Source organism: Aliiglaciecola sp. (genome assembly GCF_039982535.1).
Taxonomy (GTDB): Bacteria; Pseudomonadota; Gammaproteobacteria; order Enterobacterales; family Alteromonadaceae; genus Aliiglaciecola.
Window position 1 is genome coordinate 14,750 of record NZ_JBDWYG010000046.1, and the last position, 22,273, is coordinate 37,022.

Consider the following 22,273-nt stretch of genomic DNA (forward strand, 5'->3'; position numbering starts at 1 on the left):
GTAAACATGAAAAGCCTATTTATACCCTGTTATTTTTTAGTATTTTTCGCTCTACCTAGCACAGCACAAGTATTCGACAACAGCGTCACTTACAATTACGCAAGTAATGTAGCCCGCATTTATTGGCCTGAAGGCAACTTTGCCAAATTTCACCAACAATATGCCCAGCATATCAATAAGTTTGAAGTCCAAGATGTGGATCGGGAGCATACCGTTAGCATTGACTTATCAACGGTGAAATTAACTAATCCTCTTGTGCTTACCCTTTCAGCAGCTCCAGGGAATAAGGGGGTTGCCGATTTCTATAGCGTAGAAAAAGGAGGGTATAAAGCGCCTCAACTAACGTTCCTTGAAGGGGACAAAAAGCGTCTACTATTGGCTGAAATAGACACCTATGTCGCTAAGAAAAATCGTAAACCAGATGGTTCAAAACCGATTGTTAAGGCCGGTGGTGGCCATACGGTTTTATTAAAATTCCAATTTGCTGAAAATATTGATTTAAATTCCCTTAAACAACTTAAATTACTCCTCACCACGACGAATCGTCAATACGGTAAGTCTTCATTACAAACCCATCAAATAGATTATGTTCCACCATCTAGGCAACCAAATACTGAAGGAATTGCAAGCAAGTACATCCTAGACAAAGGAATAGAGCAAGACAGCGCAGTTTACTATGCCGACGATTTTAATAAACAGAGCTGGTTAAGCGATATAAAACAAAGCATAGGTATCTCTGAGCCTATTTGGCAAAACACTGGAAAACTGCAGTTTGTAGAGCATCAACAGGTAAGGCATTTTAGCGGTCAACCAGGAAACAGTGTAAAAATGCCCTTCAGAACCTCTCGGAATTTAGCCGGTAATCTCGACTTCTATTTTGCCAAACAGTCGGGAAGTGAACCCGAAGAAGCCTATTTTAGATACTATTCCATGTTAGCCCCAGGAGCAAAAGTAAGCGGTGGAGGAAAGTTGCCAGGATTCGGTGGAACTTACAATAAAGCCGGTTGGGGTGGGCGTGCAAACAACGGCAAAAATGGTTGGTCTGCCCGAGGTTCGTTCTACAAGTCAGTATCTCCCTCAAATGCAGACTGGGGAGGACGAATGCCAATTGGTAGCTATCTTTACGAAGTGGATACTAGAAACAAATATGGTAAATCGATACCCTGGGGAGATGAGTTGTCAACCATGGAGCCAGGCCGTTGGTATGCTATTGAACAATATCTAAAATTGAACTCCCCCGGTAAAAAAGATGGTATTTTCAAAGTTTGGATTGATGGAATACTAATTTATGAGCGCCATAATATGCATTTTAGAGACACTGAGAAACTTAAAATAGAAAAAGTGTGGTTGAATTACTATTTTGGAGGCGTTGCTAAACCTAAAAACAACTTCGATATGTACCTTGATAATATCGTGATTGCATCAAGTTACATCGGGCCAATAAGAAAATAGCCGCCAAATAGGCGGCTACTGTTAGAAGTAAAATTCCATACTCAGTTGTACAAAATCATCACGGCGATATTGATAAATAGGCTCTTCAGGAGTATCACTAGAGAAAAACCAAGCATCAAGTCGCCACTTCCAGTTATCACTGATTCGACTAGAAGCTTCAATAAAACCAGAGCGGCTATTGCTTTCATCTAAATCTTGCACGATACCAAACAAAATTTCAGTGCCGTCGATGTCATTATAAACAATTCGAGTTCCGAGCATTAAATCGTTTTGAGACGGGGTTAGCAGAGTATTGTCTCGTCCATCGTATTGGTATTCCATCAGCCAGCCCAAATCGAATTGGCTGTCAAATACACCCACAGTAGTATATTCAAATCCGCCTACCAGGGCTCGATAATCTTCAGCCGTTGTATTACGACTAATACCTTCGAACTTGATCAACCAGGATCCCATTACAGCAAGAATATCGACTCCAGCTTGTTGCATCTGTGGATAATAAGGTCGAAGTGCAGTTGACTCGTCATTAAACTCAGGGACTAAAATAGGCTCTCGAGATGTACCATCAAAATAGGATAGACCAATTTCCCAATTACCAATAGAGTGCTGCCAACGCGCTGCCCAATCGATATTATTTTCTTCATCACTGGATTCAAATATCGGGTTATCGGTATCAACATTTAAAGCAAATCTAGGTCGCCCATCTACTCCAGCAAAAGTGCGTTCACGGAAGTAAGGTAGAACAAAAATGGAGGTGGTTCCCCAATCTTTAATTAACGAAAGATTAACCATGGGTTGGCCAAGTTTATCTTCCCCATCAATTGCTTCTATTGAATCGGTTTGATTAATCACATCAACCAAATGAAGGGACTCTGTTTGCCCCCAAAACACTTTCCCGACTCCGGTACGCATTTCCCAACTGTCACCCACGTGCAACCAGATTAGTTCACGAATATCTGCATGGGTTCGCTCATCGTCATTTTGATCTATCCGGTAGAAAGGCTTAAAGGAGATGCTGTCATCCCCATCATTAAAGGCTTTATAAATTTCAGCTTCACCATAAACTGAAAAATTTGCTCGGCTTTGCTCTTCATACAGCGCATCTTGCAGAAAATAACGTTGTTCAATTACTGCCGAACCACGAACTTCAATATCACTGGCCGCTGAATTTGCGCCAACAAACATTAAAGCCAGCAATGCAAAAGTTGCAGGATTACCTTGCCCTTTTGAGACTATTCTTGTCAAAGTCACCGTCCTCTAGTCCAGTTTTAAACTCAATTTCATGGGTAATGAGCTCAGTACTTTTTCCATTTTGCTCATTAAACATTTCAGTGCGCAAAGCGCGCCAGTATTTATCTAAGTATAAAGTATACTCATCCAGTTCAAGGGTTTTTAATAAACTGTTTTTCTTATCGTAATATTCAATTTTGTATGGAATATAACGTTCCTGATCAATCCACACTTTTTGTCTTGCATAACCTGAAAATTCATCCACCGGTGTTTGTTCAACAACAAACATTTTGCGATTTTGATAGGTTTCATCAGCAATGTATTTAAAGGTGTATTTTTCAACTTCGAAAGCGGTCATATCTTCATAAGCGAATTCACTGCCCATGAAAGGACCTGATTTATTTCGAGACGCGATACGTTTGACTCGCTTCAAAGCGGGTAGATAAATCCATTGTTCATCAGGCTTTTTAGCATGGGAGAAATTGAGGAAAGCCGTTCCTTTTACGTCTTTAGGTTCATCAAAAATAGTTAAGGATTTATCGCCGCCATCTAATACTTCGAGGCCTTGCAAGCGCATAGCTCGCTCAGTTTCCTGACCTTGAGAATTACGCAGCACCATAGTAAGTTCAGCTACTGAATCCCCCCAACCACGATCTCGTAATTTACGCTCTTTAGCGATTTCTAAACCTTTTTCCTGCGGAGATTGTGCAAACCCCTCTTTGCCGATTGTGCACAAAGTGAGTAACGTAAATACAATACTTAAACGCTTAATGTGCATTTGATTAATTTTCATTGCTGGCTTCCTCAGACAAATTTTGTTTGTCAAACATCAGTAGAAACGCGGGTAAAAACAGGAAATCGACCGCTAAAGCTACCACTATAATAATTCCTGTTAGCAGTCCCATATCAGAGTTTAGTGCAAAGCTGGATAAAGTTAACACTGCAAACCCTAAAGTTAACACCACAGTTGTAACCCAGAGTGCTTTTCCAACGCTTGCAAAGGCATACCTTACTGCATTTTCAGCGTTTTCATTCTGTTGCCGTGCGTGCTGATACTTACTCAAGAAGTGAACTGTGTCATCAACTATTATACCTAAAGCCATGCTTAATACGACTGACAACCCCATATTAATTTCACCAGAGTATAGACCCCAGATACCGAAGCCGATAGCAGCTGGCAATAGATTGGGAATTAAACTAATAGCCCCCATCTTCCAAGATTTCAGTGCAAACATTAAAATCACACTAATTAAAACTAAGGCAAGAACAGTCCCTCTGAGTAGGCTATTCATATTGGCTTCACCAATATGAGCAAACATCAAATTCTGACTGCCTGCAGTAAGTCGTAACTCGGGGGCATTATCCTCCACCCATTGGTAAGCTTGCTGTTCAAAAGCAGTAATTTCTTTACTGCCAAGAGTTTCCATAGTGACAAATATACGGGTTCCCGATTTATCAATATTCAACTGGTTATTTAGGTCTAAATTAAAAGGCAGTGACATTTCATACAGTAACAAAAATTGTGCGGCCATCGGCTGGTTCTCTGGCAATCGATAGTATTCAGGATCATCACCATGCATATTTTTATTCAAGCGCAAATAGACGTCACTGATAGAGGACACATTATCAACCTCTGGCCGAGCTTTTAACCACTGACTAAATTCGTGAATATGTTTAAGGCTGGTAGGTTCGTTTATTCCAGACTCTTGTTCCGTAAATAACGCAAAATCTATAGTTGTCATGCCACTTAGAACTTGTTCTTGATAATCTGCCGCTATTTTAAATTCAGCACTGTCATCAAAATATTCAACGGGCGTATCATTTATTTTATTCATAAATGAGGCCCCTATAGCAGCAACAACCACTACAACAGTAAACGGCAATATGCGTTTATGATGGGTAATAACCCACTCTCCAATCTTTATGAAACTATCATTTCCCGATTGAGATTCGTTAGTCACCTTAATGGGTAAAAGTCTTAATATTGAAGGGAGAAAACTAATCGACATAACAAACGCGATCATTACGCCTATTGCTGTCAATGTTCCTAAATCAGCCAAAGCCGGCACATTTGAAAAGTTTAAGGTTAAAAAGCCAATAGCGGTCGTTGCGCTGGTAATAAAAATGGGTTTAACATTCAGCTGCATACTGGTTCTTATTGCTTCTACTTTTCCTTTCCCTTGTCGCAATTCGTACAATAAAGAAGCGATAACGTGCACACAATCCGCAACGGCTAGGGTCATTACTAGTGTAGGCACGTTTACTGTCGCTGTGGTTAAATCAAAGCCAATCCAGCCACCAACTCCCATTGTAGATGCGATTGAAAAAGCCACCACTAATAGCGTCACAAAAGTACCCACAAAAGATCTGAGTAACACGCCTAACACCACCAAAATGACAATAAACATGAGAGGAACTAAAGTGCCAGCATCACCTTTTGCTGCAGTTTCAAAAGCAGAGTTCATAAACACGATTCCAGTGTGATGGAATTCGTGATCTGGATATAACGATTGATATTTATTGGTTAACTGTTTGAGGTATTCAACAATTTCGCCTGTTTCTTTGGTTTTATCCCCATCAGGAAGATTCACTGTCACCGAGACTAGCGCTACTTTACCTTGCTCATCCACTAACCGGTTGAGTAAATTAGGTTCGGCTAAAGCTACCCGTTTTACTCGTTCAACTAACTCATTACCTATGCTGTCAGAATCAAGAATGAGTTGTTCAACGATCATGTCATCTTCTTCAGCCCATGTGTGCTGAAAGTTAGCGATTGAGTCTACCCGGCTAGACAAAGGCGTTTGCCAAGCATCTTCAGTAAAATCAGAAATCAGTTTCAATGTAGTTGGGTTAAAAACACTTCCGCTTTTCGGTGAAATGAGAATATTTGCATTTTCATTCTTACTGAAAATAGCCTGCATTTCATCAAATGCAATTCGCTGGGGGTTGTCTTTTTCAAAATAAACTTTGTAATCACCATTGAAAGCTAATTTCTGTGCTCCAGTGGCGCATATAAAAACAAACAATAGACTTAAGAAAATTGTTAACCAAGGTCTATTTAAAACGATATTCAACCACAAACTGCGCATTGTTCATCCTCTAAAGGGGTAAATTGGTCGCTTTGCAAACATTTAATATTGATAGCTAACAATACATCAATACAGTTACAAATTCTTGATCAGGATAATGATTAAGATAATAGTTTAATCCTTAAACAAACACCTAAATAGGTGTACCCAAGTCTCTGTATTTTGAACGAATTAATATTTATTGATACCCCTACGTTCGTTGTAAAACAAGCTCAATTCCGTGTTAATTCAATACTTCAGTTAAGTAGTCCCTTTGTATAATCGCAAATTTCGATCATATTTTTTGCAGTTTTTTTTGATCTTTTGTTAAAAACATGTAGTATTAATTCCAACTGGTCAGATGAGCGGACGTGTTAATTATGAGTATTAGAACAAGTTTAAAGAAAGTTTTACCCCCAATTTCAGTAACCGAACAAGAAGCCTTAGATGCTGGTGATGTTTGGATTGAATCTTCAATTTATCAAGGTAAGCCAGATATGCAGGCCTTGAGAGATATTCCAGCTGCTAAGCTGAGCAAAGATGAACAAGCCTTCTTAGATGGGCCTGTTAAAGAACTTTTAGGAATGATTGACGATTTTGAATTACAAAATAGCAAGCATATTCCAGACGAAGTGCTTACCTTCTTAAAAGTAAATAAATTTTTCGCATTAATAATTCCAAAGAAATTTGGCGGATTAGAATTCAGTCCTTATGCAAACTCAACGATAGTAGCAACTATCGCAGCCACCAGCGGCGCAATAGCGGTTACTGTTATGGTGCCTAACTCATTAGGCCCTGGTGAGCTGTTAATGCACTACGGTACTGAAGCACAACAAAACCAATGGTTACCTAAATTAAGTATTGGTGAAGATATTCCTTGTTTTGCGTTGACTGGCCCTGAAGCTGGTTCAGACGCTGGTGCAATTCCTGATGCAGCCTACGTTACAAAAGGTACATGGGAAGGCGAAGAAGTCATTGGTTTAAGTGTTAGTTGGGACAAGCGTTACATTACTCTAGCCCCTATCGCCACAGTCCTTGGTTTAGCATTTAAAGTGTTTGACCCTGACCAACTATTAGGTGACTCCCTTGAGTTAGGTATTACCTGTGCACTTATCCCTAAAAGCCACCCAGGTGTTGAATTAGGTAATCGCCATGATCCAATGGGCGTGCGTTTTTACAATGGTACTACTCGTGGTGAAAATGTATTCATCCCTATGGACTTTATCATCGGTGGCCAAAAGAATATCGGTCGTGGATGGCAAATGTTGGTGGCATGTTTAGGTGCTGGCCGAGGAATTTCACTTCCGGCAATGGGCGTTGCTACAGCGCAAACTGCATTTAAATCTACTGCTGAGTATTCATTTGTCCGTGAACAGTTTGGTGTGCCTATTGGGCGCTTCGAAGGTATTCAAGAGAAGCTAGCCGATATTGCCGGTAAAACCTTCGTGTTAGAAGCGATGCGAGTGTTAACCACAGAAGGCCTTGGCCTAGGGTTAAAACCCTCGGTTGTAACTGCCATTGCTAAATATCACATGACAGAGCTAGGTCGAGATGTATTAAACTCGGCTATGGATGTGCAAGCAGGAAAAGCGATTCAACGCGGTCCTCAAAATACCTTGGCAAATGGCTATGCCGCATTGCCAATTGCAATTACCGTTGAAGGCGCGAACATTTTAACTCGAAACCTAATGATATTTGGTCAAGGTGCAATGCGTTGTCATCCTTACCTTAAAGAAATGGTTGATTTGATCCACAGTGACGACAATGCTGCGGATGCTGAATTTAACAAAGTGTTAAGCAAAACCGTCAAGTTTAGTGTGGCCAATTCGTTCCGTTCGATGTTGAATAGCTATGTACCTTTTGCTCGTTCAGCTAAAAGTGCTATGCCTGAAGTGAAAAAATACGAAAAGCGCTTGAATGCATTATCTGCAAAACTTGCGCCATTGGCTGATTTATCACTATTAGTGCTAGGTGGCGACCTGAAAAAAGCAGAGCTTTTATCTGCTCGTTTAGGTGACATCATGAGCTATACATATGCAGCTATGGCAGTTGTGCGCTTTTATGAACAAAAAGTGTCTAATCGTGCTGAAGCTTTGCCATATTTTGAATACGCTATTCAATGGTGTTTACAACAAGGTGAACAAGCACTGGTTAATTTCGTTAGTAACTTCCCCAACACGGCAACTCGTGGTTTGATGAGAGTACTAACTAATACCTACAGTTCTTCAGTAAAAGGCATTTCTGATGACTTAGTTCGCCAGCTTTCATCAGCGACTATGCAGCAGTCGAGCATTAAGAAAGAACTGACACACTTAGTACAAACTAACGTAGGTGATGGTAATTACATTAATGAACAAGCATTTGATGCTAAACACGCAGCCATGCCTGTTCTTAAAAAGATTCAAAAACAGTTACGTCAAACTCCAGTGGTTCCTGCGTTAACCTTTGAACATATTGTGAATACGTTTGCTGATAAAGGTCTCTTAACCACTGATGAAGTTAGCTTGGTTATGGATTACAACGAAAAACGTAAACTTGCTGTTAGAGTTGATGAATATACTTTTGAATTAGAATTAGTGGATATTCACCAAACATCAGAAGCGGAACAAGCCGACGCAGCTTAAACAACTCAACCGTCATCGGCGGGGCATTGTATAGAAATTAAAAAGCAGATAGTAATATCTGCTTTTTTTTGTGCAATTTTTGTTTAATTTGCTCTGTAATTATGTAAAAAGTCTAAATGTGATGCAGGATAACTTCTCCATTGATAGCATCACTCCCAAAAAAACGCTACCATCACTGGTAACACTAGAAGAATATTGTTTAATCAATATTTCGATTCTACCCCCATCAAAAAATTCAAGATTTTAAAAGGCTGGATGAGACGTAATGGCAAACGAGCGATTAGATAACGATCTACCCAACATCGTTCTAGATAAAGAAGATAGAGAAGCTTTTCAGCGCACAAGAGCGAAAGAAAAAACCAAAACTAAAAAAACCAGCAGTGCTAGTAAAGAGCCCAAAAGCGGTATCTCAGGTGCTTGGTTGTTCTTAGTATTGCTGATTGCCTTGGCTGCGTGTGGAGCAAGCTACTGGCTTTACCAGCAAAAAGTTCAAAGTGATGCAGAGTTGGCCAATGCCATCAGTCGCGTCTCTGAGTTGGAACGTCGATTGTCTGCAACCGGTGAGGAGATGGACCAATCCGCTGGCGCCTTAAGAGTCACAGTATCAGAGTTGACTGAAAAGACCGATGAGTTATGGGAACAAATGGATAAACTTTGGGCTTCCGCTTGGCGCAGAAATCAAACTGACATCAACCAACTTGCTGAAAATGTTAAAAAACAAAATACCCAAACTCAGAAAAAGTTAGGTGTCATGGAAGGCGACTATTCTACGGTTTCAACCAATTTAGCTATTTTGGAAGAGCAGTTATCACAACAAGCAAATGAGTTGTCGCAATTAAGTACATTGTTAGCAGAAGTGAAATCAACAAGTAACAATAGCGCCAGAGAAGTAGGCGATATTCAGGCCAAACTGGTAGCTCTTGACCAAGTAAATGGTGCCTTAACTCGCAGAGTGGCTGAATTGGAAAAGTGGCGCAGAGAAGCACAAGTTACAACAACTGTTCCATAATCACTCTTAATACACTGTTGCTAATATCAAAAAGGCTCAATATTTTCATATTGAGCCTTTTGTATTTTAGCATCAACGCTAAGCTAGCAACCCCAGCAATACTCACTGGATGACAAAGAGCTACTGTTGTCTTTATCCCAAGCCTTTCTGCCATCACTATAAAAATACACATTGCCATCACCTGCTTGAGAAGTCCCTGTAACAGGGGTGGCCGTTATCATATAGCTACTTCCAGATGCTGAAACAGTTTCAATGGTGAGGTCATATTTTTTCTTTGCCGCAGGCTCAGAAGAAGGTGAATGCTGATGGAAAATGGCAGGTTTACCGGTATCAGCCGCAGATTCTGCAGCACCTTTATAGGTATAAGTGGACGCTTTATGACGTTCCATTGCCGCAGCTAACGCCATTAAATCAGACTGTGCTGCGCCTCTATTACTGGTTTTCAAATAACCTTGGTAACTTGGGTAAGCAATACTGGTAATAATACCGATAATTGCCACCACTATCATTAATTCAATTAAGGTAAAGCCTTTATTTAAATTACGCTGCATAATCATTCCTCTTATTACTCCCGCTCAACTTCGGTTTTCCAACTGTTTTTTAGCACCCGTTCAAAACGTCCGTAAATATTTTCCGCTAAACATTCAAATGCGGTACCACATGCTAGAGGATCTCCATCCTCATCCACATCAATCACCGCTGAAGTACACTCTGTACCTAAGCACACCACTGGTGTAGTGATATCTTCGATAAGTATTTTAGTTTCCGGGGCAATACCGGTTTGCTGTAGTTGCGCATACCTGTCTTCATTGGAAAACTCATCATCATAATTTAAATCTGTGACGGCATTAGCATTGACCAGGTTAACCAAGTAAGCACGGCTATTTCCCGTTGGCGGTGCACAAGAACTATCACTGGCAGTGGCCGGCAGATAGGTGGTAAAGAATAATTTATAATCAATGATCAAAGGTGAGGCTAAGACTTTTTCACCGCCAGCTCCAAGGGTCAAGTACCAACCATGTTTACTGGCAAATTCCGAAGTAGCTATTTCCTTGGTCGTTTCATCACTCGAGGTCAACGAGTGCGCTGTCGCATCGTATAAGTCAGAAACCAGGTAAGGCGTTGCGGGCATCGTATAATTACCATCTTCATCAAGGGTAAATACCCCTTCATCTTTAATCATATAAAAATGATCTTGAATGACGCTGTTCAGAGGTTTTGCGCGATAGCCTGATCCAAGTGCTACGGCATAATAATGATCTGTACCAAGATTAATCTCTGAAACATCAGGACCATAGAAGAAGCGTCTATTATCTGCGGCTGAATCGCCGCCAAATTTAGCCATTACCGCGCCAGTTACAAGCTCATTAACACTACTGCCATTGTGAATGTCTAATCGAAACAGTTGTCCGCCCATATCAGCTACATACATGTGATCAGCAAAGCCATCCCCTTCCCTATCAATTACTGATACTCGAGCGGGAATACTGTACTGCATATCCGTTAATACTAAGTCTGCATCAGAGTTACTGGCAGTCCACAACAAACTCCCTGTGTCTGCGTCTACCATATAAACTGCGTTACCCACAGCATCAGCACTGCGAAGTTCTTTTTCATCTTGTGAGTCATCATAACCACCAGCAAAAATTAGTACATCTTTTGTTGTTGAACCGATTTTAACTTTGGTTACAGTTGGTCTTGACCAGCTTTGCCCTAATTTTTCGAATCCGGTGCTACCACCGCGTATTTCAAACTTTAAGGAAGGTTGAGTTTTATTGGTGATATCAAATGCGTAATAATTTCTGCCACCTCGACGCATGCCAACATAGAGGTACATGCTGCTGTCTACATTGCGTAAAACCATATCTCCATCTAAGCCGTAAATATGATTGTAAGAAGAGCCATCTTTGTACAAATCATATTGGTTCGAAAGTAACTCTTTGGGCATCACAGCAAAGTTTTCACTGCCCGAAGTGGGGTCGAAAGAATGCAATAAACCATGATTGGTAGCGACTAAGATTGCACTATCTGTTGCCGTGTAGTTGACTATTATGGGCTGTGAATGGATCGGGTCACCCATGGCTAGACGAACATCTGAATAATCACCATCGCCATCTTCATCTCTTACATCTACGCCCCTAACCCATTTCAGAATATCGCTTCGTAACTCTGCCGAGTCGGGTAACGCTGAAACCGCGAGATCATCCTCAGTGATATTTGAGTTACTTTCATGGATTTGATTAGCATCAACAGCAATTGCTCCTGCGCCATCAAAAGCATATATATTCCGCGTGAGGTTCATTCTGCTTGCAGCCCCACCTTCTCTAACATCATTTCCATCAGCTAACACAGACCAATAACTATGGGCATTTTCAGAAAAGAATCCGGTACCTTCATCTACTGCTTCTATACCATTTTGATCTAGCACTTTATCGCCGTCTATTCGGTAACGTTTTAAATTTCCTGGCCATATTGCGCCTTCAGAAGGCTTGAAGAGAGCAAAGTACAACTCGTCATTATGGGTCAAACGATTTAATTGGTTAACCGCTACACCGGGAGAAACAAAGGTAGTATTAACATCTTTAACCGTTTTTAAAATTGAAGAGAATGCTGTAACCAAATCAGCGGAGTTATCAGCTTCATAAAAACCGCCACCACCATTAATAGCAAGTTGGTTTAAAAAAGCGCTGGCATCGCTGCTGGTAGCAAAACCAATAGTGTGAGTTATGATCCGCGTATCTATAGCTGAATCACCCAAATCACCAATGTTTGCAACTAAATCAACACCGCATTTTTCACCACCACTACCGCTACAATTTTCACCTAACAATGTTTGAATTTTGGTTACACTGTGATTGTAATTGGCTTCACCATCAGATAATAAAACAATGTGATTATTAGTTTGGCATTGTTGATCTTGGATTGGAGTATCATAAACAGCGCCAGAGGGTATGTACTCACTAACACAATAACCTGAACTTAAGTTATCTTCAGAACAACCATAGGGAAGCACTGAATTATCGCCGATATAAGATAATCTATGGCTTACCCTTGTACTTTTTCGTACAGAGGATGAAACCGAACTTGGTCCACGCTGTAATCCATAATCAACAGCACGGCCACCATAATAATTAGTTGCCTCGAGTAGAGTATCAACAATAGGTGTATAACCATTTGCAGTTAACTCATCTACCTTTCCAATTAAATGTTCCCTTACAGTAGAGGTGCTTCCTGGAGTAGATAGCCCTTCATATTCCACCACCAATATCGGTGCAGCAGAAGGTTTGCCATTATAAGAATAAGCGCCTCTGTTACCTGTAATATTAGACACCACAAACGACATATCATTACCAGACTCCCAATCCCCGCGGTCCACTATCTCTTGAACAATAGCCGACAAATCAGGCGTCTCGTAAGTGTAGTTTTTATACCAACTTGGAATGCTACCCCAGGTTACCGACGCAGAGGTTTTAGGATCGTTTTTAAGTCGATACCTTGAAAAATATTTGAAGCTACTTGAGTCACCGTCATCGATCCCTCGAATAACAAAAGATGCTCCACTACCAGTGCGATTCTGATACCCCGTAAAGCGAATATAAGCATTGGTGATGACTGCATTTTGTGGCAAAGCCAGACTTCTGAAGCGCATGCCAACATAAGCATTATAAGATGGGTTAAAGGTTAACTCAGTACCTGTCGATTCATAACCATTAGTGCGCTCTTCCGCGTTGTCATCATTAGAAGCCACTTGATACGTACTGTTGCCTCTTACACAACCGGCTGGCGAAGAATTATCGTAAGCCACAACTAATTGCACACCTGTGCCCGAACCATCCTCGAAAGACTCAACTTTACGACTACTCGAACTATCGACACTTGAACCTTCAATAATCACGTTTAAGTCGTTTTTACCACACCAACTCGTTTGATCAATAACCTCTTGCAATACATTTGTAATATCGGGTGAAGGTATAGTTTCGCCGGCTAAGGGCCAACTATTATCACTGCTCCATTCAACTTCGTTTGCTGTAAGGGTTCGGCCAGAGATATTAAAATTAGTATCATCAAATTCAGTTCCATCAGAAACCAACTCTGCGCGTATTTTGAGTGTTGTGGCAGAGGTATTTAGCTGCGCCGAGGTAAAGCGTAAATAAGCGCTAGTAATAGTCGCACCTTGGGGGATATTCAACTCTTGAAAACGAAAACCGCTGGTAACTACTTCAGTTCCATAAGAAAGTCGCACATCAGAACTAGTTAAATTTACACTGCCCGAAATTTCGTGGGCATCATCATTACCACTAACAATAGTTTTAGTGAGTACAGGCAATACACTCGAATCTATTTGACTTACCGGATAAAGAACTGGACCACCATAGTCGGAAAAACGCATTAAGCCTGCATTGATGTTAGTAACTGAACCTAAGGTTTCTTTCAACGCATTTTGCACTCGTAACATACGCGTTTCACCGGTACCGTCTTTTGAGTCCATACTGCCTGAAGTATCCATGATAAATAATACATTTGGATAATATTCAACAGCGGCATCAGAGCTACCAAGGTAAATTTCTAAATCATCCGCAAAGGCGGAAAACATAATCATCCAGGAGAAGAGACAAGCAGTCCCCGTATGCAGCGTTTTTTTAATAGACATAATACAACCTCGTTATTGTGACGCCGGCGCAAAAACCGATGCACTTAACGTGTTAGCCACGGCAAATTTAGATCCTTCCATTCTTCCGCAACCTTTAATAAGAAAAACATGACAATTTATGTTACTTCCCCCTATAACATTACTCGAACCTAAACATGCCCTTTCGGCAATAAAGGCCGTTCTAGACCAGCTAGTAATAGCCGGGTTGTTATCGTACAGCCCTTCAGTATCATGCACAGTATTTGTGCTCAAACCATTGGCTGCAGTAACAGCACGATTCGTCCAATCGTCATCATTGAAACAACTCATATCATCATTGACTAAATCTACGGCATCGCCCATTCGGGCTTGAGATAACGGATCCAGCTTATCTGGATCAGATAGTAATACTTCATCCTCGGATTCAAATACCACTCCTGCAATGGCAGACTCAGCGGCATCAAAAGCCAAAGATTGTTTTTCCATTGATACGGCCATTTTATTTTGCATTAAACTACTGGATACCGATGCCACACCAAGCACGGTTAAGCTCATTAATACCAACAGTGCAAACACCATCACTAAACCTTGTTGTTTCATACTTTTCTACTTCGCATTAGATTCTTCGCATTTCGTAAGGTAATTGTGGTTTCAAATAACTTAAATAGCCGTTTATCAGAGGGGGAAATGGCCGTTTCGTTTAATAGTTTGAAACTGGGTACTGAATTTAACGAGACTTCAGCATCTCCTTTAAGTAACAGCGCAATTCGAATCGCTACCACCTGACCATTATCGGCCAAAATAGCGGGTAATTGCTCCGCTGTAACGTAACTGACCGGTCTGCCGGAGTTATCTCCGGTTAACAGGTTATTGGTATACCCATATTGAACCTGAAAACTCTCAACTTCATCCAAGATAATTGTTGGCGAATGCCCATCGTGTTCTACAGCAACTTTTTGACCACGTAACACCCGCCCATCAAAACCTCTACATTTAAGGGTTTTGCCATCAACAAAATATTCATTAACAACAAAAAAATCCTCATCAGCAGCGTAACCTAACTTATAACCGCGACAGTCGGTTTGTGCCTGTAAAGCAATTGCTACTTTATCATTCGCCCCTGCAGCGCCTTGTGCTGAACCAACATCATTAAATGCAGCAAAGTCGCCAGGTAAAATAACCGGGTGGTTGGTAACGAATGCACTTTCTAACACAATATCTTGATCAGTATTTAACGCAGGATCTAAAACATCATATAAACCCGCCATTAAAAACTCATTGCGTAAACGGGTGATTATAAAACGCCCGCTTTCTTGGGTAGATGCTAAAGAGCGATTAAGCCTTTCAGTTAAACTATTGCTCACCAATACTTGGATAATCGCCCCTGTGATAAGCAGACCCAATGCCAAGGTAATCATTATTTCAACTAAACTAAAACCTCTTTGCGAACGATTAAACGCTTTCATAACAACACGTCCAATTTGACACAGTCGCGGGGTTCATCTTCGTCAATTAGGCACTCTGCATTTAAGGTACGATCAATATTCTGCCAATTTTCTATTGGCCAAGATAAAACGATACTCACTCGGGATCCGGTGCTACATACCTCAGCATCAACAACATTGTTATCTTCACAGCTAACCGCAAGGGTTACTGTAGGATTGGATGAAACCGCCGAACAAGACGCTTCATAACCATCATAAACTGCAAATTCAGCGGCGCTACACTGGCCACCATCACAATCAGGTATATCGGCAGGTTTTGCCAAACAAAAGCAATTGTAGTCTGAAGCAGAGGACCCACATGACAGGTTATTAAAATTGTAAACGTCACTATCAAAGTAGTTTTCATCCACGACTAAGCCATCGCCAATCAGAGACATTCTTGCACTGGCACGAAGTCGCTCACTCAACTGCTGTGCAACCATTACAGACTGTGATCGATTTAAGGCATCCGAGTTTGAAAAGGAACTAATAAACTGTAGGGAAGCGACACCCAATATGCCAATTGACAGAATAAATAGCGTCACTAACACTTCAATCATACCTACACCTGATTGGCGCAGAGATTTGTGCTGATTAGTTTTACTATCGATCACACGCATTTCTCAATTCTCATATTTTTTAACGTCTTCGGGTTAGCTACTCTAAACCAGTTAACTTGCTTCCTACGGAAAGATTCTCTTGATGGTAGTAAATTTAGCTTAGTTAGGACAGGTTTTGGTTATCTGAAGCGCGGCTTAGGTATGAAAATGAAGTAGTAAGACAAATATAGATACAAAAGGCAGGATTTAAACTTTCTCGTTAAAATGCATGAATTACGATTAAAAACAAGAAGTTAGATTATAGACATGGTGATAATAAGCGAAGTTCACGGGCCTTTTATTATGCTTTCTTATACTTAAAGGTTGAGGCAAAAAAAAACCTAGATACATCACCCGCTGAATGAGAAACAACGGGTAATTTACAGTTCAGTTATAATTGGCGGACTCTGAGCTCTTTAGGCACTGCAAACTCGATATTTTCTTCACGACCAGGGCGCTCATGGGCTTGGCTGGCTCCCCAACTTAGCAGTTTGTCGATAACTTCTTTCACTAGTACCTCTGGAGCTGATGCACCGGCGGTTACCCCAATATTCTTCGCGCCATCTAACCATTCTTTTTGAATACACTCAGCACTATCAATTAAATGAGCTTGTGCGCCAATTTTTTCAGCCAGTTCACGCAATCGGTTTGAGTTAGAGCTATTTTGCGCGCCGACAACAAGCAACACTTCACAATCAGAAGAAAGCTCTCTCACTGCATCTTGGCGATTCTGGGTGGCATAACAAATATCGTCCTTGCGAGGACCTTCAATAGCAGGGAATTTTTCTCGGAGGGCATCAATAACATCAGCAGTATCGTCGACTGACAATGTAGTTTGACTGCAATAATATAATTTTTCTGGATTTTTCACAGGTACATTGGCAACATCGTCTACCGACTCAACCAAATAAATGCCACCAGCATCATTATTATATTGCCCCATAGTACCTTCTACTTCAGGGTGTCCTTGGTGACCGATTAAAATACACTCGGTCCCCTTTTTACTGGCTCGCATCACTTCCATATGAACTTTAGTGACCAACGGACAAGTAGCATCAAACACCTTCAAGCCACGACTATCTGCTTCATTTCTAACGGCTTGAGAAACACCATGAGCAGAAAAAATCACGATACTATCGTCAGGAACTTCACTTAGCTCATCAACAAATTTAGCACCCCGTTGTTTCAATCCGTCGACCACAAATTTATTGTGCACAACTTCATGACGCACATAAATGGGTGGCGCAAACATCTCCAGCGCTCTTTCAACTATTGTAATAGCACGGTCAACACCGGCACAGAAACCTCTTGGATTGGCTAAATGAATCTGCATAAGTTACACACTTAGCTTACGCTAAGGATCTCCACATCAAAAATGACCGTTTGACCGGCCAAGGGATGATTAAAATCAACGGTTACTGAGTCTCCAGCTACATCGCGAATAATCCCAGGAATTTCACTACCATCAGGCTGACTAAAGGCAATAATAGCGCCGACTTCAATGGGCGTCTCAGCAGAAAAACGAGACTTATCCATATGATGAATATTATCCGGATTTGGCATGCCAAAGGCTTCTTCTGCTTCTAAGGTAAAAGCTTTCTTGTCACCTTCTTTTAAACCCAATAAACAGGATTCAAAATTAGCGGTTAAACTGCCGTCTCCCATTTGCAGCTTAGCGGGTTTGTTATTCACCCTAGTGCTATCTGCAGCTGAACCGTCAGACAATTTAAGATCAAAGTGCATTAGCACCTCACTGGATTGATTAATTTCCAGCATTATCGGTTTCTCCATCTTTTTCTTTATTCTTAAACATGTCAATAATTAGCAAAAACGCGCCTAAACAGATGGCACTATCAGCAATATTGAATACAGGCCACTCGTACTGTTGATAATAGACGTGTAAGAAGTCGATTACGTAACCATATACAATGCGGTCGTAAACGTTACCTATTGCTCCACCTAAAATCAGACAAAACGCCACAGGCAACATTACCTGATGTTTCTTAGCACTTTTTAACCAACGTAAAATCACCACACTAACGGCTACGGCTATTGCGGTAAACATCCAACGTTGCCACCCACTAGCATCATTTAAAAAGCTAAATGCCGCACCGTAGTTACGGGTATGGGTAAAATTAAAAAAAGATGTAATTTGGATAGATTGATACAGCTCCATGCCTGCTAATACAGCATGTTTACTCCACTGATCTAACACCACTGTAAGGACAGCGAGCCATAAAAAGCGTAATCCAGTTTGCGAGAATAAACTAAGCATATTGTCTCGACTCGCCAGCACCTTCTACGTTGTCGATACAACGATGGCACAACTCAGGGTGAGTCTCATCACTGCCCACATCTTCACGATGGTGCCAACAACGAACACACTTAGCTGCCTCTGACTTGGCAATATCTAACCACAATTCAGGAATTTCTGTAGAAATTGCGTTATCTGGCTTGGCGCTCACTTCTACTACCTTAGCGGTAGAAGTAATCAACACAAAACGTAACTCATCTTCTAACTGCAACAATTTATCGGCTAACTCTTTGCTAGCATAAAGGGTAACTTGCGCTTCAAGGGAAGCTCCTAATTTACCATCTTTACGTTGCTGCTCTAACGCTCGGTTCACTTGCTCTTTAACGGCAAGAACTTGTAACCAAAATTCATTGTCGAACTTGCCAGAACTAGCTTGTTTTGGCAATTCATCGTACCAAGTACCAGTGAAAACAAACTCATCACGTTTACCTGGCATTTGTTGCCACAACTCTTGTGCAGTAAAACTAGTAATAGGGGCCATCCAGCGCACTAGGGCTTCAACAATCCGATATAACGCCGTTTGACAAGAACGTCTAGCGTGACCATCAGCCTTAGCTGTGTACTGGCGATCTTTAATAATATCGAGATAAAAACTACCTAGTTCAATTGAGCAGAACTGCATCATTTTCTGACTAACCACCAACAAATCATATTTTTCGTAGGCTTGAATGATCTCATTTTGAACTTCTGCGGCGCGCCCTACAGCCCATTTATCCAATTCAACTAACTCTTCAAAAGGTACTAAGTCAGTTTCTGGATTAAAGCCATTTAGATTCGCTAAAAGGAATCTAGCCGTATTACGTATGCGGCGATATGAATCCGCCGAGCGTTTCAATATTTCATCAGATACAGCGATTTCACTGCGATAATCTGTAGATGCCACCCATAAGCGCAAAATATCAGCGCCTAACTTGTTAATCACTTCTTGGGGAGCCACTGTGTTACCAATAGATTTTGACATCTTCTTGCCTTCACCGTCGACGGTAAAGCCATGAGTTAACACTTGTTTATATGGCGCATGCCCTTTTTCAGCAACACTGGTCATCAATGACGACATAAACCATCCACGGTGCTGATCTGAACCTTCAAGATATAAATCAGCAGACGCTGGAATATCATCACGGCTATCCACTACAAAATGGTGAGTCACGCCAGAATCGAACCACACATCTAAGGTGTCAGGAACTTTCACGAACTCTGTAGCGTCGTCACCCAAAAATTCTTGGGTATCGATATCCCACCATGCTTGGATACCACTTTCTTCAACTAATTTGGCAACTTTTTCCAAAAGCTCATCAGTATTCGGGTGCAAATCACCCGTATCTTTATGAACAAATAGCGCAATAGGAACACCCCAAGTACGTTGGCGCGATATACACCAATCAGGGCGACCTTCCACCATACTTTCTATTCTGTTTTGTCCCCACTCAGGGATCCATTGGGTTTTGGCTATTTCGTCTAATGATTGTTGGCGTAGACCATTTTTATCCATACTAATGAACCACTGAGGGGTAGCACGGAAAATGATAGGCGTTTTGTGACGCCAACAATGAGGATAACTATGAGTGTAAGCATGATGATGCACTAAAGCTTTGTGCTCAACTAACACATCAACAATGTGCGAATTGGCTTTTAAAACATGCTCACCTTCAAATAATTCAGTACCTGGTAAATAAACACCATTTGCACCCACAGGGTTGGCCACTTCTAGACCATACTTAGCACCAACGTTAAAATCGTCAACACCGTGACCTGGAGCCGTATGCACACAACCTGTACCAGACTCAGTGGTAACGTGATCACCTAAAATAACCGGTACCGTAAAGTCATAGAATGGATGCCATATTTGCTGATTCTCTAATGCATCGCCGTGGCAGTAGCCTAGAGCGTGATAATGTTCAAAACCAAATCGGTCCATACAAGCACTAACTAGATCAGAGGCTATCACTAACCGTTCTGGATTCTCGCCTTCAACTTGCACTAAGGTATATTCAAGTTGTGGGCTGACACAAACCGCTCGGTTTGCCGGTAACGTCCAAGGTGTTGTGGTCCAAATAACCACTGACACAGGGCCTTCCCCAACATGATTTTCGGGATGTTTAAACGCTTCCGCTATGGCGTTTTGATCTTTTGCACTAAAGCGCACATCAATGGATGGAGATTGTTTGTCTTGATATTCAACTTCTGCTTCCGCTAATGCTGAACCACAATCTGTACACCAATGAACTGGCTTGAAGCCTTTTTCCAAATGGCCTGAACGCACAATACCGCCTAGCGCTCGAATAATGTCGGCTTCAGAGGAGAAATCCATGGTTTTGTAGGGTTTGTCCCACTCACCCAATACGCCTAAACGGATAAAATCAGTTTTTTGTCCAGCAATTTGACGCTCTGCGTATTCACGGCACTTTTGCCTAAACTCTGCAGCTGTGACTTTCTTGCCGGGTTTGCCGACTTTTTTCTCAACCTGAAGCTCGATAGGAAGTCCATGACAATCCCACCCAGGTACGTAAGGTGCATCAAAATCAGATAAGGTTTTGGATTTAACAATAACATCTTTAAGAATTTTATTTACCGCATGACCGATGTGAATATTACCATTCGCATAAGGAGGGCCATCATGCAATACGAAAGGTGTCTTACCTTTTTTAGCATCGCGAATAGCGTGATATAGTTTTTTCTGAGTCCACTGCTTCAGCATTTGCGGTTCCCGATTAGCCAAATTTCCGCGCATTGGGAAATCGGTTTCGGGTAAATTCAACGTATGTTTATAATCGCTCATTAAGGCTAAAATCCAATTCTTAAATCTATTTTAATCAGCGCACAAAAGCTCGCGAGCTATTTGTGCATCAAACTCTATTTGTTTCTTCAATAATTCGAATGACTCGAATTTAATTTCGTCTCTTAATTTCTTAATAAATTCTACTTGAATCAACTGTCCATATATTTGTTGTTTAAAATCAAATATGTGGACTTCAAGTTGAGAGCGTTCTCCGTTCACAGTAGGACGCTTCCCCACGTTAGCCACGCCATTTAGATAAGCGCCTGCAAACCTGACTTTTACGGCAAAAACACCTTGTATAGGTGTTTGACAACGTTTCAGTAATACATTGGCAGTAGGAAAACCTATGGTTCTTCCCCGTTTTGCACCATGCACCACTTTACCGGCAATAGCAAAAGGTCGACCTAACATGGCTTCCGCTTCAGCAATATCGCCATTTGCCAAAGCCGTACGAATTTCAGTAGAGCTAATGCGACAATCTTTGCGCAAAAAGCTTCGCGTGCTAACAACCTTGTAGCCGTGCTCTTCAGCATTTTGCTGTAATAATGCAAAATCCCCTTGGCGACCTTGCCCAAAACGAAAGTCATCTCCGACAACTAAAAACTCAATACCCAACTTTTCGATCAACAGATGTTTGATAAAATAATTAGCACTTTGACTGGCAAACTCCCGGTCAAATTTGATGCATAACAGACGGTCAACACCAATTAATCTAAGTTGTTCGAATTTATCCCGTAATCGACTGAGTCGTGCGGGAGCATCATCAGGAGTAAAAACTTCCTCAGGCTGAGGTTCAAAGACCATGACAGTGGAAGGCAGCCCAAGATTTTTAGCCTGTAGGACTAAATTTCGTAAAACGGCTTGATGACCCAAATGAACACCATCAAATTTGCCTATTGTTAACACACATCCCTTATGGCTCTCGCGGATATTGTGTAAACCTCGGATTAATTCCACTGCTTTCCTCAATTAAAAAACTAAATTTTTTCACTTCATTCAAGGGCGGGAATTATAACGAACTGTACACGTAAAGAAAGTCCATAGGTGTTATATACTAGCAAAAGTCTGTATTAGGCGTTAAAACTCA

Annotated in this window: 16 protein-coding genes; 3 read left to right on the forward strand and 13 right to left on the reverse strand. The window is 41.2% G+C overall.

Translation table 11 applies throughout. From position 1 onward, the window contains the following. Positions 1-6: 6 nt before the first annotated feature. Positions 7-1,452, forward strand: coding sequence for a polysaccharide lyase (locus tag ABJV04_RS15420; RefSeq protein WP_348492468.1), 1,446 nt, complete (start codon positions 7-9; stop codon positions 1,450-1,452). A 21-nt stretch (positions 1,453-1,473) separates the two neighbouring features. Here the strand turns inward: ABJV04_RS15420 and ABJV04_RS15425 are convergent, their stop codons facing one another. From ABJV04_RS15425 to ABJV04_RS15435, 3 genes are read right to left on the reverse strand one after another with little or no spacing between them, the layout of a single operon-like run. Continuing rightward, positions 1,474-2,694, reverse strand: a complete 1,221-nt coding sequence (locus ABJV04_RS15425) for a hypothetical protein (RefSeq protein ID WP_348492469.1) — start codon at positions 2,692-2,694, stop codon at positions 1,474-1,476. After that, positions 2,663-3,472: an outer membrane lipoprotein-sorting protein gene (locus ABJV04_RS15430; protein WP_348492470.1), complete on the reverse strand. Its 810-nt coding sequence runs from the start codon at positions 3,470-3,472 to the stop codon at positions 2,663-2,665. The genes ABJV04_RS15425 and ABJV04_RS15430 overlap by 32 nt, the downstream gene beginning before the upstream one ends. After that, the gene (locus ABJV04_RS15435; protein WP_348492471.1) at positions 3,462-5,768 is read right to left on the reverse strand and encodes an MMPL family transporter; all 2,307 of its coding nucleotides are present in this window, start codon (positions 5,766-5,768) and stop codon (positions 3,462-3,464) included. The genes ABJV04_RS15430 and ABJV04_RS15435 overlap by 11 nt, the downstream gene beginning before the upstream one ends. Positions 5,769-6,127: 359 nt before the next feature. On the opposite strand from ABJV04_RS15435, the gene ABJV04_RS15440 reads away from it, so the two are divergent. Next, positions 6,128-8,371, forward strand: coding sequence for an acyl-CoA dehydrogenase (locus tag ABJV04_RS15440; RefSeq protein WP_348492472.1), 2,244 nt, complete (start codon positions 6,128-6,130; stop codon positions 8,369-8,371). Between the two features lie 265 nt (positions 8,372-8,636). Continuing rightward, positions 8,637-9,380 carry a hypothetical protein gene (locus ABJV04_RS15445; protein WP_348492473.1) on the forward strand — a complete coding sequence of 248 codons (744 nt, stop codon included), beginning with the start codon at positions 8,637-8,639 and terminating at the stop codon, positions 9,378-9,380. Positions 9,381-9,463: 83 nt separating this feature from the next. On the opposite strand, the gene ABJV04_RS15450 is transcribed toward ABJV04_RS15445, so the two are convergent. The 10 genes from ABJV04_RS15450 to ribF all read right to left on the reverse strand — a co-directional run bounded on the left by ABJV04_RS15450 (position 9,464) and on the right by ribF (position 22,143). Further along, positions 9,464-9,931: a type IV pilin protein gene (locus ABJV04_RS15450; protein WP_348492474.1), complete on the reverse strand. Its 468-nt coding sequence runs from the start codon at positions 9,929-9,931 to the stop codon at positions 9,464-9,466. Between the two features lie 14 nt (positions 9,932-9,945). Beyond that, a complete protein-coding gene (locus tag ABJV04_RS15455; RefSeq protein ID WP_348492475.1) occupies positions 9,946-14,031 on the reverse strand; it encodes a PilC/PilY family type IV pilus protein in 4,086 nt (1,361 codons plus the stop codon). A 12-nt stretch (positions 14,032-14,043) separates the two neighbouring features. Next, positions 14,044-14,610, reverse strand: coding sequence for a PilX N-terminal domain-containing pilus assembly protein (locus tag ABJV04_RS15460; protein WP_348492476.1), 567 nt, complete (start codon positions 14,608-14,610; stop codon positions 14,044-14,046). Next, positions 14,607-15,476, reverse strand: a complete 870-nt coding sequence (locus ABJV04_RS15465; RefSeq protein ID WP_348492477.1) for a PilW family protein — start codon at positions 15,474-15,476, stop codon at positions 14,607-14,609. Before ABJV04_RS15465 ends, ABJV04_RS15460 begins: the two co-directional genes overlap by 4 nt. Beyond that, positions 15,473-16,114, reverse strand: a complete 642-nt coding sequence (gene pilV / locus ABJV04_RS15470) for a type IV pilus modification protein PilV (protein WP_348492478.1) — start codon at positions 16,112-16,114, stop codon at positions 15,473-15,475. The genes ABJV04_RS15465 and pilV overlap by 4 nt, the downstream gene beginning before the upstream one ends. A 370-nt stretch (positions 16,115-16,484) precedes the next feature. Further along, complete coding sequence (ispH, locus tag ABJV04_RS15475) at positions 16,485-17,426, reverse strand: 4-hydroxy-3-methylbut-2-enyl diphosphate reductase (protein ID WP_348492479.1); 942 nt, start codon at positions 17,424-17,426, stop codon at positions 16,485-16,487. 11 nt (positions 17,427-17,437) lie between these two features. After that, positions 17,438-17,869, reverse strand: coding sequence for an FKBP-type peptidyl-prolyl cis-trans isomerase (fkpB, locus tag ABJV04_RS15480; RefSeq protein WP_348492480.1), 432 nt, complete (start codon positions 17,867-17,869; stop codon positions 17,438-17,440). Beyond that, positions 17,856-18,368 carry a signal peptidase II gene (gene lspA / locus ABJV04_RS15485; RefSeq protein ID WP_348492481.1) on the reverse strand — a complete coding sequence of 171 codons (513 nt, stop codon included), beginning with the start codon at positions 18,366-18,368 and terminating at the stop codon, positions 17,856-17,858. Before lspA ends, fkpB begins: the two co-directional genes overlap by 14 nt. Further along, on the reverse strand, positions 18,361-21,186 hold the full coding sequence (ileS, locus tag ABJV04_RS15490; protein WP_348492482.1) for an isoleucine--tRNA ligase: 2,826 nt from the start codon (positions 21,184-21,186) through the stop codon (positions 18,361-18,363). The genes lspA and ileS overlap by 8 nt, the downstream gene beginning before the upstream one ends. A gap of 30 nt (positions 21,187-21,216) precedes the next feature. Then, positions 21,217-22,143, reverse strand: a complete 927-nt coding sequence (gene ribF, locus ABJV04_RS15495; protein ID WP_348492483.1) for a bifunctional riboflavin kinase/FAD synthetase — start codon at positions 22,141-22,143, stop codon at positions 21,217-21,219. Positions 22,144-22,273 lie beyond the last annotated feature (130 nt).